The sequence below is a fragment of the Arcobacter sp. ISO1 genome, assembly GCF_058105185.1.
In genome coordinates this window covers 851,628-866,286 of sequence record NZ_CM176573.1, presented here as the reverse complement: position 1 = coordinate 866,286, position 14,659 = coordinate 851,628, and the positions used below count along the sequence as shown (strand labels likewise).

Here is a 14,659-nt window from a genome sequence, read left to right as displayed (position 1 = left end):
ATTTTTAAAGAATTCTAACATAGTATTTTTATTTTGTCAACCGATAGTATGATGTAACTTATTAATTCTTTTTTTAAGATATTTTTGATATTATTTCATAAGCAACAATCCTTTTGAACCAAAACATATAATGTATTCAAACATAGTTTGATGTAACTTGGATTTGTTGCTATTTCCATAAACAAAACCCTCCACCATAACTTTGTTTTTCACCCAGCCCACAAGCTAAAGTAACAAAAGCTAACTTCTGGCTTACTTCATCTTCATTTGGTACTATTTTAAACTTATTTCCAAAGAGTCTTACTTTTATGCTTTTATTATCATTTATCTTTTTCATAAAATATATTGATTGTGGTTTTTGATTTTTGATTTCTAGTAGTTGGATAAAGTTTTGTGTTGGTTCTAGTTTTTCATTGTAAAAGTTTTCGTATTTTTTTAGAAGATTTTTTTGAAGTTGTTCTTGCAGTTTTAAGATATCTCCATCTTTATCTACAGTCCAAAATATTGATTTGCCTTTTTCATCTTTTACTGTTGTGATAGTTGGGGTTATTGTATATAGTTCACTTATGAAAAATTTATTTACTACTTTTTTTGTTGTTTGCAACACTTGAAGGTAATTATTGTTTATATTTTCTCTTAATAGTTTTTGTAATTTACAGATAAACTCTTCATCTAGTGAACGTATCACAAACTCGTAAGTATTTCCTTTTTTATATACCTTGTCTTTTTCTATTGGATAGAAATTCCCAAAACAATAGTTTTTGAAGTCTTTTTCTTCATGTAGCTTTTTTAATACTTGATCTTCTAGAAAACAATAGTTTATATAGCTAGATAAAGCATCAAAGCTATCATTCAGTTCAATCTCTTTTTTAATATATGCCAAGCATTTTAGTTCAAAATATTTCAATATTAATCCTTTAAGACTATGTCATTAAATTTAAATATCAAATAATATCCAAAAATAAATTATATTATTTATTTTTAGTTAAGAAAAGTAACCTTTCTTTTTTCATTCTAGTTTTACAATCTTTCAATTCATCTTTAAAAAATATTCAGGAGATTTTAATAAACAAATTTGTTCATCAAGAGTTAAAAAAGGTTTGTTAAAGGATTTTTTTACAAGAGTTTTCAAAATGTAACTCCTCGGAGTGAGCATTGTAAAGAGGCTTGAGGAGTGTTATTAACAAAATTATAATATTTTATTTTTCCACAAGATTATACATATTCTCAATCTCTTGGGCCCAAATTGTTTCATCAATTGTTTCTAAAACAAGAGGGATATCATCCATTCTTTCATCATTCATAATAAATTTAAAAGCATCCCAACCAATTTCACCTTCACCTAAACTATGGTGTCTATCTACTCTACTTCCTAAAGGTGGTTTAGAATCATTTATATGCATACCTTTTAAAAATTCTCTTCCAACTATTTTGTCAAAGTCACCCCATGTTTTATCATAAGCTTCACGTGTTCTGATATCATAACCAGCTGTAAACATATGGCAAGTATCAATACAAACACCAACTCTACTTTTATCTTCAATCTTATCAATGATATAAGCTAAATGTTCAAATTTATATCCAAGGTTTGTCCCTTGACCTGCTGTATTTTCAATAACTGCTGTAACACCACTTGTTTTATCAAGTGCTATATTGATTGATTCTGCTATTACTTCAAGGCATTGTAACTCTGCACTATAAATTAAATCATCATAATCTTCTGCTCTTTTTGAAAATTTTTGTAGGTGACTTCCTGGGTGAAAGTTTAATCTATCAAGTCCAAGAATCTCACATCTTTGCATCTCATCTATAAAAGCATTTCTACTTTTTATTAGTTTTTCCTCTTCTGGGTGTCCAAGGTTAATTAAGTAAGAATCGTGAGGCAAAATATGTTTTGGCTGAACTCCACTTTCTTCTAGATTTTTAAACCAAAGGTCTAAAGTTTTATTATCAAAAGGTTTGGCATCCCATCTTTTTTGGTTTTTTGTAAATAGAGCAAAAGCTTTTGCTCCAAGTTCTTTTGCGTTTAAAGGTGCGTTAAAAACTCCACCTGTGGCACTTACATGTGCTCCAACATATTTCATTAGATAGTTCCTTGTTTACTTTTTTTGGATTGTACAATTAATCTTTTTTGATTTTTATTAAGATACCATTTTCTTTATCCCTATGGATAATCTCTTTTTTCTCACTTTCAAAAAGATTTTTTAAGAAGTTTTCATCATAGCTTTTATGTAGATATTCACTATTAAAAGCCTTTAAAGGTTGACATTTAAAGGTGTCTCTACAAATTCTATCTTTATAAATCTTTAGTTTTAAAACAGCAGTACCTGCGCTAAAAATTTGAACTTGAGTATAATTATTGAATCTTGATATAAAACCTTTATCATAAAATTTTAGTTTAGGAGTTTTTATTAAAATTGTAGCACTCGATACAATTTTTGGTTGAGAAAAAGAGCAACCTGAAATAAATAAAACAAAAATTAAAAAGTATATAATTCTTTTTATCTCTAATCCTTTTCATAAATATTTTCACTATAATACTAAAAAATAGATAAATTAAAAAATCAAAGGTTATTTTTGTTAGTTCATATTTGTTGCGCAGTTGATTCCCACTACTTTTTAGAGAAACTTCAAGAGGAGTTTCCCAATGAAAAAATGGTAGGATTTTTTTATGATCCTAATATTCATCCATACAATGAATACAGACTTAGATACTTAGATGTAGAGTATTCATGTAAAAAATTAGGTATTGAATTACTTGAAGGTCCATACAATCTTGAAGAGTGGTTAAAGAAAGTAAAAGGTTTAGAAAACGAACCTGAAAAAGGTGATAGATGTACAGTTTGTTTTGATGACAGATTGGAAGTTAGTGTAAAAAAAGCTATTGAATTAGGGCATGACAAGTTCTCAACTTCACTTTTAATTTCACCAAAAAAATCTCAAGACAAATTAGAAAAAATTGGAGCTTCTTTACAGGAAAAGTACAATTGTGAATTTATTTTTAGAGATTATAGAAGTGGGAGTGGTACACAAATCCAAGGGGAAGTTGTAAAAGAAAACTCCCTTTATAGACAAAATTATTGTGGTTGTTTATTTGGACTTACACAACAAAGGGAACAACAAAAGAAAATTATGGATGAGATGTTTTCTCCAATTTCAAATCAAATCCTACCTGAATCAATTGAAAGTAGATTAGAACTTTATAAAAAAAGAGATGAATTAGAAGAGAAAAAAATCCCATACAAATTAATAAAACAAAGATTTTTAAATTATAGAATCTTAAGTGGAAAAGTAAAAATAGATAAAAAAATTGTTCCTTCATATTTCTTATGTTATTCAACCCTAAATAGAAATAAGATGAATGGAAGAATTGATTATGAAAAAGATGAAGTTGCCTATTTAAATAGGGATGAAGTAAAGGTTTTAAGTCTAAATATTTTTAATGAAATAGGCAATAGTTTTTACAAATGTATAAAAGATTTAATATTTAATCCCCCTACTTTTGAATCAGAATTGAATATTAGACAAAAAATCACTCAAAATCCATATGGTCTTTCAACTATTGTTGTAATTGATGAAATAGTCGATGGCAAATATGAAATAGAACTAGATGCAAAAATATATGAAGATGTTAAAGAAGTCATTATATGAAACTTTTGGTAAGTGCCCTTGAAACTTCATCAAATATTCATCTAAAAGAACTAAAAAAACACCTAAAAGATGATATAGAATTTTTTGGTGTTTTTGATAAAGAGTTAGGAAATCCTCTTTATGACCTTTCTCACCTTGCAATTATGGGTTTTGTTGATGCTTTAAAAAAACTAAGATTTTTTTTTAAACTTCGAGATGAGTTAGTTGAACTAGCACGGGATTGCGATAAGGTTTTACTAATGGATAGCTCAGGATTTAATCTTCCCCTTGCAAAAAAACTAAAAGCTACTTATCCAAATAAAGAGATAATCTATTATATCCTTCCTCAAGCTTGGGCTTGGAAAAAAGGAAGGGTTAAAAAGCTAGAAAAATATTGCACAAAACTATGTTCAATACTACCATTTGAAAAAGATATCTATACAAAAAAAGAGATAATCACTTATGTGGGTCATCCACTTTTAGATGAGATAAAAGAGTTTAAAACTCAAATTTCAAAAACAAATAAAATTATATATATGCCTGGGAGCAGAAAAAGTGAAATAATAAACCATATGCCTATTTTCAAAGAGCTTTCAAAAAAAATCAAAGAAAAAAAGCATATTTTGATTATTCCTGAAAAATTTGATGACGAGTACATCAAAAAAATTTATGGGGATATTAGTTCCTTTGAAGTTTCAAGGGATTCTCATAAAGAACTCAGAGAAGCTGAATTTGGCTTTATATGCTCTGGAACTGCAACACTAGAAGCTGCAATTATAGGAACACCTTTTGTATTAAGTTATATTGCAAAAAAGATTGATTACTTTATTGCAATAAAATTAATAAAACTTCCTTCAATTGGTTTGGCAAATATATTTTTTGAAAAGATGGGTAAAAAATCAATACATAAAGAGTTCTTACAAGATGAAGTTACAGTGGATAACTTATTCAATGAATATAAGCTTATGAATAGAGATGACTACTTGAAAAATTCTCAGATTTTAAGAGACTATTTACAAGGTGGTAGTTCCCAAAACGTTGCAAACATAATCCAAAACTAATTTTTTTTTGGATAAAATATATGACTTTTTTAAACATAGAACACAATAGGAAACAATAATGTTAGACATAATGGAAATTCAAGAGATTTTACCTCATAGATACCCTTTTTTATTAGTAGATAGAATTACTGATATGGAAAAAGCAAAAAGTATCACAGGATATAAAAACATCTCTATTAGTGAACCTGCTTTTATGGGTCACTTCCCAGGACACCCAATCTACCCTGGTGTATTAATTCTAGAAGGAATGGCACAAGCAGGTGGAGTACTCGCACTTAAGAGTAATGACCTAACACAAGAAGAATTGAAAAATAAAGTAATCTATTTTATGAGTATTGATGGTGCAAAATTTAGAAGTCCAGTTAAACCTGGGGATAAACTTGTATACAAAATTGAAGTTAAAAAATTAAGAGGAAACCTAATCGTACTTGATGGTAAAGCTTTTGTAGATGATAATTTAGTTGCTGAAGCAGAGTTAAAAGCTATGATTGTTGATAAATAATATAGGGTTGTAATGAGTAATATTCACAAAACAGCAATAATCGAAGATGGAGCAATAATTGGTGAAAATGTAACTATTGGAGCATTTACACTTATTGGAAAAGATGTTAAAATTGGTGATGGTACATCAATTGGTTCTCACACTTTAATTGAAGGGAAAACCACTATTGGTAAAAATAATCAAATATTTTCACATGCAACATTAGGAAGTATTCCCCAAGATTTAAAGTTTGATGGGGAAGATGTAGAGTTAGTTATTGGTGACAATAATAAAATTAGAGAATATACTCTTTTTAATCCTGGAACAAAAGGTGGAGGAAGTATTACTAAAATAGGTGATAACAATCTATTTATGGGATATACTCACGTTGCACATGATGTTATAGTTGGAAACAATTGTGTATTTGCAAATGTTGCAACACTTGCTGGACATGTTGAGATTGATGATAATGTAGTTATTGGTGGGCTTACACCTATACACCAATTTTGTAAAATTGGTTCAAACGTTATGGTTGCTGGTGGTTCTGTAGTTACTCAAGACATTCCACCCTTTTGCCTAGCAGAAGGGAATAGAGCTGTTTTAAGAGGACTTAATTTAAATGGTTTAAGAAGAAGATTTGATAGTAGATCTGATATAGATGAAGTTAGAAAAGCATATAAGGCAATATTTGAATCGGGTAACCCTATTGCAGATGTAGCCAATGACCTTCTTGAAAATAATAACAATAAATATGTACAGGAATTAGCAAGTTTTGTAGTTAATACAAAACGTGGAATTCCATTTAATAGAAAATAGGAGATAAGTTTAATGGCTAAACTTGAATGTGATTTTTGTGGAGCACCGGATACTGCTGATAATCCAATAATTTCTGGAGACAATGCTTGTATTTGTAAATCATGCGTTAATGCTGCACATGAAATAATGGTAGGGAACCAAATACCTGAACAAGATGCTAAAACGTTAGAGACAACTAAAGAGCACTTTGAAATTAAAACACCTGCACAATTAAAAGATATTTTAGATGATTATGTAATTGGTCAAAATAGAGCAAAAAAAGTTTTATCTGTTGCAGTTTATAATCACTATAAAAGAATTTTCAGACATGATGAACTTGAAGATGATATTGAGATAAATAAATCAAATGTATTATTGATTGGACCAACAGGATCTGGTAAAACACTACTTGCTCAAACAATAGCAAAATATCTTGATGTTCCTTTAGCAATTGCTGATGCGACTTCACTTACTGAAGCAGGATATGTTGGTGATGATGTTGAAAATGTTGTTACAAGACTTATTCAAGCAGCTGATGGAGATATCCAAAGAGCTGAAACTGGAATTATTTTTATTGATGAAGTTGATAAAGTTGCAAGAATGAGTGAAAATAGATCAATAACTAGAGATGTTTCAGGGGAAGGTGTTCAACAAGCACTTCTTAAAATCATTGAAGGTTCAGTTGTAAATGTTCCACCAAAAGGTGGAAGAAAACACCCTGGTCAAGATGCAATTCAAATTGATACTACAAATATTTTATTTATTTGCGGTGGAGCTTTTGATGGTCTTGAAGAGATTGTTAAGAAGAAAAAAGGTGGAAATGTTTTAGGTTTCAACCAAGAAAAGAAAAGTAAAGATGATGATAGTATCATTGCCGATGTTGAAGCTCATGATTTAGTTAAATATGGACTTATTCCAGAACTTATCGGTAGACTTCATATGATTGCTACATTAAATGAGATTTCTGAAGATGATATGGTTCATATTTTAACTGAACCAAAAAATGCATTAATAAAACAATATATCAAACTATTCCAAATGGATAATGTAACTTTAGAGTTTGAAGATGAAGCATTAAAACAAATTGCTAAACTTGCAATTGAAAGAAAAACAGGGGCAAGAGGTCTTAGATCAATTTTAGAAGATGTTATGCTTGATATTATGTATGATTTACCCGAATATAAAGACAAAACAGTAACAATCACACAAGATGTTGTTTCAAAAAAAAATGAACCAAAAATAGCTTAGAAGGATATAGATGTTATTAGATAAATTAATAGGTGTATTTTCAAATGATATGGCAATTGACTTAGGAACTGCTAATACTATTGTTTCTGTAAAAGGAAAAGGTATTATCATAAATGAACCATCAGTGGTTGCAGTGCAAAATGACAGATATGGAAAAGATAAAATACTAGCTGTTGGGCAAGAAGCTAAACAAATGATTGGTAAAACACCATTAAATATAACAGCTGTACGTCCTATGAAAGATGGAGTTATTGCTGATTTTGAAATGACTGAAAGAATGATTAGATATTTCATTGAAAAAGCCCATGCAAGAAAATCTTTTATTAGACCTAGAATAATTATCTGTATTCCTTATGGTATTACACAAGTTGAAAGAAAAGCTGTAAAAGAATCAGCTTTAAGTGCTGGAGCTAGAGAAGTATTCTTAGTTGAAGAGCCTATGGCTGCAGCTATTGGTGCAGGGATTCCTGTTTCTGATCCTTCTGGATATGTTGTAGTTGATATTGGTGGTGGTACAACAGAAATTGGTGTAACTTCACTTGGTGGATTAGTTCTTTCAAAATCAATAAAAGTAGCTGGAGATAGATTTGACAAAGCTATTATGGAATATGTAAGACAAAACTACAATCTATATATTGGTGAAAGAACAGCTGAAAATATTAAAATTGAGATAGGTTCAGCTATAAAACAAGATGCCGAACTAAAAATCAAAGTTAAAGGTAGAGATAACTCTGGGTTACTTTCAACAATTGAACTTGGAAGTGAAGGTGTTAGAACTGCAATAAAAGAACCACTAAGAGAGATTGTTTCAGCTGTAAGATCAGTTTTAGAAAATATGCCACCAGATTTAGCAGGAGATGTTGTAGATAATGGTGTAATGCTAACAGGTGGTGGAGCACTTATTAGAGGACTTGATAAATATCTTGCTGATATTATTAAACTTCCAGTTAGAGTTGCAGATGAACCATTATTAGCAGTAGCTTATGGTACGAGCAATGTATTAGATCAGGACGCACTTTTAAAATTAATTACTAATGAATAAATTTGTATTTTTTATTCTTTTTTTAGCTATTTCCCTTGGCTATATTTTTGAAATAGACAAGGTTGTAGCTAAAAATTTTACCCCTTTTACATCGCTAAAAAAACTATATATTGATACAAAAACATCAATAAAAGAAACAAAAGATAAATACTTTAACCAAACAAAAACGATAGAGTATTTACAAAATGAAAATAAAGAGCTAAAAAGTTTTAAGCTAAAATATCAATCTGCGAAAAATGAATTAAACAACTTAAATCAAAATTTAAACCATACAAATTCAACAACTGAACAAATTAAATTTACAAAAGTCTTGTCATATGTTGATTTTGATGACTATACAAAAATTTGGTTAGATATGGAAAAAAAAGATGACTCTATTTTAGGAGTTATTTCAGATCAATATGCAGCTGGAATTGTGGTAAATAAAGACAATAAAGCGAAAGCTTTATTAAACGGAAATGAAAAATGTAATTATGCAATTTTTATAGGAGAAAATGAAGCACCAGGAATTATCCATGCTTCTAAAAATGGTCAATATTTAATAGCAAAATATATCCCTATTTGGTTTGATATTAAAAAGGGCGATGAAGTTATAACTTCTGGAATGGATAATATCTTTTTCAAGGGCTTAAAAGTTGGACGTGTGTTATCTATAAAAAAGATGCAAGACTTACAAGAAGCTACTATTTTACCCTATGCAAAAGTTTTAAAACAAAACTCATTTTTTGTTTATAAAAAAATTCAAGAAGAAAAAAAAGAAGTTAAAGAAGAGGAGACTTCTAATAAGAAGCCATAATCCCTTCCACTTTGTCCCAAGTTAAACCAGAATCTTTTTGCCCTTTAAACATATTATAGATATATCTTGCAAATATATTATAAAATTCTCAAATATACTAGATATATTACTATAGATACTATTTTATCACTATAGTAAAGTAAAGTTAATTAAAGTCATATCATTTAAAGTGTATAAAAAAGTATATAAAAATAGATAAAAGTGTATAAAAAATATATTTTTTAATTTTGTTTGTATTATAATTCTTACAGTAGGAAAACAAAAGGATTTTTCATGGCTAAATATAAAGGAGTTACAACAAAGATACTAAAAAATGGAACGAAAAACATTTATGTAAGATTCAAACATAATGGTACCAACTACGGTACAAAAAATTTCACTAAAATATTTGGTTGCCATAGTGAAAAGTCTGCACATGACAAACTATACGAAGTAAAACTTCAATTATCAAAAAATGTTAATCCCTTTGATGATAAAAGTTTAATTTTAAATGACTTATGGGATAAAAAACTACTTACTAAAGATTGGAGAGAAACTACAAGAAATCACTATATTAACTATTATGATATTGTAATAAGAGATACTTTAGGGAAAAAACCTATAAATAAAATTACAGCTAAAAATATATTACATTTAAAGAGTAAGTATTCTCATAAAAGTATTACCTATCAAAATAGAATAAAAAGTATAATTAGTCCAATAATTGATGATGCCGTAATAAATGGAGATTTAGAACATAATCCCCTATCTGTATTAAAAAATGAAGTTGCATCATCTGCAAAATCAATATCTGAAAAAGTTATTGATAATGAACTAGAAATTGCAAAAAGAATCTATAAAAAATTAATTGATGGGGAAGTAGAATATATTTCAAATTACCATACGAAAAAAGGTGATATTAACCTAGAAACTAATTCTTTATTCATTTTACTTTTAATGACAGTTCACAGATTTGGAGAATTAATACAATTAAGAAAATCTGATATTTATGGCGATAAAATTATTGCACCTAAAGAGATTACAAAAGCAAATAGAACTTACGAATTCCCTTTACCAAAAGAGCTACAAAATTATATTAACACAATAGAAGAAGATGCACTTTTATTTCCAACTCTAAAGAGGGGTGTAATTAGTACAAGATTTAGAAAACTAATAAATTCTATTGACATAACATTTGTTAAAAATCAGAGTATTACACCTCATGATTTAAGAAGAATATTTACTGCAATTCTCGCAAAGCAAAAAGTTGATATCACATTAATAGACACAGCATTAGAACATAAAATAAGAGGTGTAATTGCTCACTATTTACATTATTCATATGAAGATAAAAAAGAAGTATTTGAAAAATATTGGGAGTTAATTAGAACATAATTATATTCCAATTATTCCCCATGAAGTTTTATTAATGATTGTAATTAATGTTTAGTTAGAAAATATTAATTTTTAATTTTATCTTATATTATATTAGACAAATTCATTTTTTAATATTTTTCTTTTGAATAAACCCTTTATTACATTTCAATCATTTAATTAGCTTTTAATAAGTCTTAAAATTATGTTTATATAATAAATTAAGTTTATTATAAGGTTAATTCAATGGATAAAACTTACCCTTACAACGATTATATTATCCCAACTTTAATAAAAGAATCTCTGTTAATTAATGAAGAAGAAATCAATCATTGGAATTGTAAGAATTGGTTAGGAACGGAAGATACTTTAATAATTGAGATACAGAATACAAATCAAATTAAAAGTGGCACTGTTTATATCAGTTTAAATAAAAATGATTTATATGACATTAAAATTTATGATGAATATTACAATTTATTTTGTGAAACAAAAGATATATATTGTGATTTATTAGCTAAGACAATTCATTATATGATTCTATAAAAGTGATTAATAATTATAAATAAAAAGTCTTAAGAATGAAAAACTAATATTATAAAGGAGTTTATAATTATTAATCACAAATATTTATAATATTCAAAAGGTAGGATATTTTTATTCTACCTTTTTTTATGCACATTAATAAATAATATAAAAAGGAGTATCTATGGATAAGGTAAAAGACTTGATAAAAAGTGTTGATAATATATTACGTAGAAGTAAAAATTTAGATGATAAAGATTTTGATAAATTTCTTTGTAATTTAGAGTTGACAAAAAAGAATATTATTCAAGTTAGAAGAAAAAGTAAAAGTGAATTAATCGAAAATAAAATGAACTTTAGAGAATTCGTTCAGAATCATTAGTTATTATAAAATATATATTTTTATAATACCAAAATGATGGTCTTTAAACAACTTTTTATACTTTAATATTGGGTTTATATTCATAATTATAAAATATATAAATTTATATATTTATTATAATAATAAAGGATTCAAGATGAAAGAAAGTATTGGAAATAAAGAATATAAAAAACTCATGTATTACATAAGAGGTAATGAAAATATAAAAAATGAAAATAGACTTGATTTATTACGAACTTTTTGCTTTTTATATTATAGTGGACTAAGAGTAAATGAAGTTAGAACAATAAAGTTTAAAGATGTATATAGGCTATTAAATGAAGGCATCGTAAAAATTTACATCAGTAAAACAAAAAGCGAGAGAAAAATATATTTGAGTGAAAATTTTAAAAAAGAATTGATTAAATTGTTTAGTATACAAGAAGATGGAAACAAATTTATTATTAGCAATGAAAACAGATATAAAGTTTTAAGAGAAGATGACTTTGAAAATATTAAAGACTACAAATATGAAATTAAAAAAAGAAGTATTGTAATGATAAATAAAGTCAATAAAGTTATAAAAGAAGTGCTAGGAAAAGATTATGCTAGTCATAGTTTTAGACGTGGACTAATAACTGATATGGGTAGAGAAAGAATTAGTGTGAAAATGATTAAAGAATTTATTGGTCATAAAAACGTATTAACAACTTACAAATATATGAATTTTAATGATAATGATATTATAAAGAATTTAATTAGATAATTTAGATTTTAACTAACTAGTTTAATTGAGTAGTATATTTAAATTTTTAAATCATTAATTCTAGATGATTTAAGTAATCATCTAAAACCATTTTAAGAGACAGAAAATTCTGTCTCTTTTTTTTTGCATAAAAATAATCAAAGTACATGAATTTATATAAATTTATTAACTAAATATATAAATAAAATATAAATAAATCAAAAAGGGCGTATTTATGGAAAATATGGGAGTTGTGAATAATTCTAAAAACATACAGATTGGCAAATACAAGATTCAAAATAATGATTTATTTTACAAAGATTTTACTAGTTACAACTTTAGTAACTGTAAAAGAATTGGACATGAAAGATATTGGGATTTGACTGACTGTAAAACTAAATTAATTAGTGAATCTTTTAATAGTAAAAATGTTTTTTTATGTAATGAAAAATACTTAGTTCTAATTTTAAAAGATGATTCTCTAATTGGATATAGATATAGCTGTGAAATAAACAGTAATGACTTAAGTGAAGTAGTTTTAGATATCAAAATATTTGGAGGGTAAAAAATGAAAGGCAAATATAAATTATTAAATAAAAAAAATAGAAAAAAGTTGACTCTTCTACTGAATGGTCAAAGAAAAAGGGTAAAGAAAAATGAAAAAGTACAAAAGAATAATTAGTTTAAGTATCAGCGATGAAGTTTACAAAATATTAAAAGAAACAGGAAATATGAGTTCATATGTTTGTGAGTTAGTTCTAAAAGAAAACTATAAAAACATAAACAAACAAGAATTAATAAATGAACTGATTGAAGATAAAAAAATTCAAGATACATATTTCAAGGTGGAAATATGAATACAAATTTTATTGAGAGCTTGAATATGGAGAATAATGAAAAGAGAAGTTTTAATTTTGGTTTTGTGAATTTGAGTGTAGATGATTCTTTAGTATTAATGGATATTGACATAGATGAATTTAATGCTAAATATAAAAAGTATTATGACATAGGTAATTGTTATATGAGATTTGAATTACTAAAAAGATTTTACGAAGATAGTAATAGAAATATTGAAGATTTGAAAGAATACGGAAACTATAGAAATATTTTTAATGATGATGAAAAAAGAACAGTAGGTATTGATAAAGGTATAAATACTGCTGATTTAATACAAAAACTAAAAAGGGAGAATTAATGGAAAGTTTTTACAAATATGTATATGATAAGAAATATGATTTTAGAAATATGATTTCAGAAAATGATATTTATAAAAAAATAGTTGATTTAGATAATAAAACAAAATTGATTAATAGAAAAATAAAAGAATTAGATTTAAAAAATCAAGATGATGATATAAGCAAAATGAATTATGAACTATTTGAATTTTATCTAAAAAGTTTAGAAGCCTATAAAGACTTGTTAAAAAATGGCTATTTAGATGAAACCATAAAAAAAGAGTTTGTTAAGTTTATACATATTGGTCGAGAATATTTTTTAAAAAAATATATATAAAAAAATTAAAGGAGAAAAAATGAATGAAAAACAAGTAATGTCAATAATAGGAGATATAAATCTAGCAAAGAATCACTATATAGAAGGTTTTAAAGAAAAAAAAATTTTATTAGAATTATTGAAAAGAGAAGATTTATCAAATAAATTCTTCTTTAGTGAGAGGATATCAAAAAGAAGAAAATTAATTGCATTAAATCTAAAAGAAATTATAGAAAATGATAAAACAAAAGGCGTATGTGAAGAATATTATGAAATGATTGATTCGGCTTACAATAAATTGAATTTAGAATTAAAAAGAAAAGAGAATCATATAAAAAATGACTATATCGAATTGCAATTAATGAGTAATAATGAGTTAGAACTATCTAGAAATGTCTTAAAATATTTGTTTAGCAACTTTGACAGCTATATTGAACATATTCAAAAATATGAAGCTAAAGAAATTAGTTCTTATCATGATATTTTATTCTATAAAGGGAATTTTTTAAAAAGAATAATAGGAACAGATTTTATCAATATTATTGTAAATCCCTTCGAACAAGAAATACATTTAGATGAATATATAGAAACACTTGATAAACAAATAAACAATAATTATGTACACATATTCGATTTCTTCGAATATTATGAAAAAAGACTTAAAAGTAACAAAGAGCGATTAAACAATAATGATATTATTGCTATTACAGAGCTACAAAAAGATAGAATTATAGAATTATATAAAATCGGTTTAAGTAAAGCAAAAATAATAGACACAATAAGCAATGAATTATGGGATAAAAAAACCATAGAAAGAAAAGTAGAAAGAAGCATAAGAAAAAGAGGTTCTAAAGGTGAAACAACAATTGTTGATAACAAAATCAGTAAACAAGTTGTTGATAAAATAATCGATAAATTCAATAATAAAGATAAGCTAATTACTAACTAAATTAAATTAGTGCTTTTTTAGTTTTTATTGATTTAATTCAATATTTAAATTAAATTAGTGCTTTTTTAGTTTTTATTGATTTAATTCAATATTTAAATTAAATTAGTGCTTTTTTAGTTTTTATTGATTTAATTCAATATTTAAATTAAATTAGTGCTTTTTTAGTTTTTATTGATTTAATT

18 protein-coding genes are annotated in these 14,659 nt (G+C 26.3%); 16 read left to right on the top strand and 2 right to left on the bottom strand.

Annotated elements, in window-relative coordinates:
- Nucleotides 1-169: 169 nt before the first annotated feature.
- Both cas6 and nfo read right to left on the bottom strand, forming a co-directional pair.
- Nucleotides 170-907 (bottom strand): CRISPR-associated endoribonuclease Cas6, encoded by a 738-nt coding sequence (cas6, locus tag AC2TY9_RS04415; protein ID WP_489779722.1) that lies wholly within the window; start codon nt 905-907, stop codon nt 170-172.
- A 292-nt stretch (nt 908-1,199) separates the two neighbouring features.
- On the bottom strand, nt 1,200-2,084 hold the full coding sequence (nfo, locus tag AC2TY9_RS04410) for a deoxyribonuclease IV (protein ID WP_489779721.1): 885 nt from the start codon (nt 2,082-2,084) through the stop codon (nt 1,200-1,202).
- A gap of 493 nt (nt 2,085-2,577) precedes the next feature.
- Here nfo and AC2TY9_RS04405 point away from each other — a divergent pair, with 493 nt between their 5' ends.
- From AC2TY9_RS04405 to AC2TY9_RS04330, 16 genes are all read left to right on the top strand, one after another.
- Nucleotides 2,578-3,651 carry an epoxyqueuosine reductase QueH gene (locus AC2TY9_RS04405; protein ID WP_489779720.1) on the top strand — a complete coding sequence of 358 codons (1,074 nt, stop codon included), beginning with the start codon at nt 2,578-2,580 and terminating at the stop codon, nt 3,649-3,651.
- Nucleotides 3,648-4,691 (top strand): lipid-A-disaccharide synthase, encoded by a 1,044-nt coding sequence (gene lpxB / locus AC2TY9_RS04400; protein ID WP_489779719.1) that lies wholly within the window; start codon nt 3,648-3,650, stop codon nt 4,689-4,691. Before AC2TY9_RS04405 ends, lpxB begins: the two co-directional genes overlap by 4 nt.
- A gap of 58 nt (nt 4,692-4,749) precedes the next feature.
- Complete coding sequence (gene fabZ / locus AC2TY9_RS04395) at nt 4,750-5,193, top strand: 3-hydroxyacyl-ACP dehydratase FabZ (RefSeq protein ID WP_489779718.1); 444 nt, start codon at nt 4,750-4,752, stop codon at nt 5,191-5,193.
- Between the two features lie 12 nt (nt 5,194-5,205).
- Nucleotides 5,206-5,988, top strand: coding sequence for an acyl-ACP--UDP-N-acetylglucosamine O-acyltransferase (gene lpxA, locus AC2TY9_RS04390; protein WP_489779717.1), 783 nt, complete (start codon nt 5,206-5,208; stop codon nt 5,986-5,988).
- A gap of 12 nt (nt 5,989-6,000) precedes the next feature.
- Entirely contained in the window at nt 6,001-7,215 is a 1,215-nt protein-coding gene (gene clpX, locus AC2TY9_RS04385) for an ATP-dependent Clp protease ATP-binding subunit ClpX (RefSeq protein ID WP_489779716.1), read from the top strand.
- Nucleotides 7,216-7,225: 10 nt separating this feature from the next.
- Nucleotides 7,226-8,257: a rod shape-determining protein gene (locus tag AC2TY9_RS04380; RefSeq protein WP_138152573.1), complete on the top strand. Its 1,032-nt coding sequence runs from the start codon at nt 7,226-7,228 to the stop codon at nt 8,255-8,257.
- Nucleotides 8,250-9,053, top strand: a complete 804-nt coding sequence (gene mreC / locus AC2TY9_RS04375) for a rod shape-determining protein MreC (RefSeq protein WP_489779715.1) — start codon at nt 8,250-8,252, stop codon at nt 9,051-9,053. Before AC2TY9_RS04380 ends, mreC begins: the two co-directional genes overlap by 8 nt.
- A gap of 273 nt (nt 9,054-9,326) precedes the next feature.
- The gene (locus AC2TY9_RS04370; RefSeq protein ID WP_489779714.1) at nt 9,327-10,427 is read left to right on the top strand and encodes a tyrosine-type recombinase/integrase; all 1,101 of its coding nucleotides are present in this window, start codon (nt 9,327-9,329) and stop codon (nt 10,425-10,427) included.
- Nucleotides 10,428-10,652: 225 nt separating this feature from the next.
- Complete coding sequence (locus AC2TY9_RS04365; RefSeq protein ID WP_489779713.1) at nt 10,653-10,952, top strand: hypothetical protein; 300 nt, start codon at nt 10,653-10,655, stop codon at nt 10,950-10,952.
- Nucleotides 10,953-11,115: 163 nt separating this feature from the next.
- On the top strand, nt 11,116-11,313 hold the full coding sequence (locus tag AC2TY9_RS04360) for a hypothetical protein (protein ID WP_489779712.1): 198 nt from the start codon (nt 11,116-11,118) through the stop codon (nt 11,311-11,313).
- Between the two features lie 136 nt (nt 11,314-11,449).
- Nucleotides 11,450-12,058: a site-specific integrase gene (locus AC2TY9_RS04355; protein ID WP_489779711.1), complete on the top strand. Its 609-nt coding sequence runs from the start codon at nt 11,450-11,452 to the stop codon at nt 12,056-12,058.
- 214 nt (nt 12,059-12,272) lie between these two features.
- The gene (locus AC2TY9_RS04350; RefSeq protein WP_489779710.1) at nt 12,273-12,602 is read left to right on the top strand and encodes a hypothetical protein; all 330 of its coding nucleotides are present in this window, start codon (nt 12,273-12,275) and stop codon (nt 12,600-12,602) included.
- Nucleotides 12,603-12,693: 91 nt separating this feature from the next.
- Nucleotides 12,694-12,894: a hypothetical protein gene (locus AC2TY9_RS04345; protein ID WP_489779709.1), complete on the top strand. Its 201-nt coding sequence runs from the start codon at nt 12,694-12,696 to the stop codon at nt 12,892-12,894.
- Nucleotides 12,891-13,232, top strand: coding sequence for a hypothetical protein (locus AC2TY9_RS04340; RefSeq protein WP_489779708.1), 342 nt, complete (start codon nt 12,891-12,893; stop codon nt 13,230-13,232). The genes AC2TY9_RS04345 and AC2TY9_RS04340 overlap by 4 nt, the downstream gene beginning before the upstream one ends.
- A complete protein-coding gene (locus AC2TY9_RS04335; RefSeq protein ID WP_489779707.1) occupies nt 13,232-13,549 on the top strand; it encodes a hypothetical protein in 318 nt (105 codons plus the stop codon). Before AC2TY9_RS04340 ends, AC2TY9_RS04335 begins: the two co-directional genes overlap by 1 nt.
- A 19-nt stretch (nt 13,550-13,568) precedes the next feature.
- Nucleotides 13,569-14,477: a hypothetical protein gene (locus tag AC2TY9_RS04330; protein ID WP_489779706.1), complete on the top strand. Its 909-nt coding sequence runs from the start codon at nt 13,569-13,571 to the stop codon at nt 14,475-14,477.
- Nucleotides 14,478-14,659 lie beyond the last annotated feature (182 nt).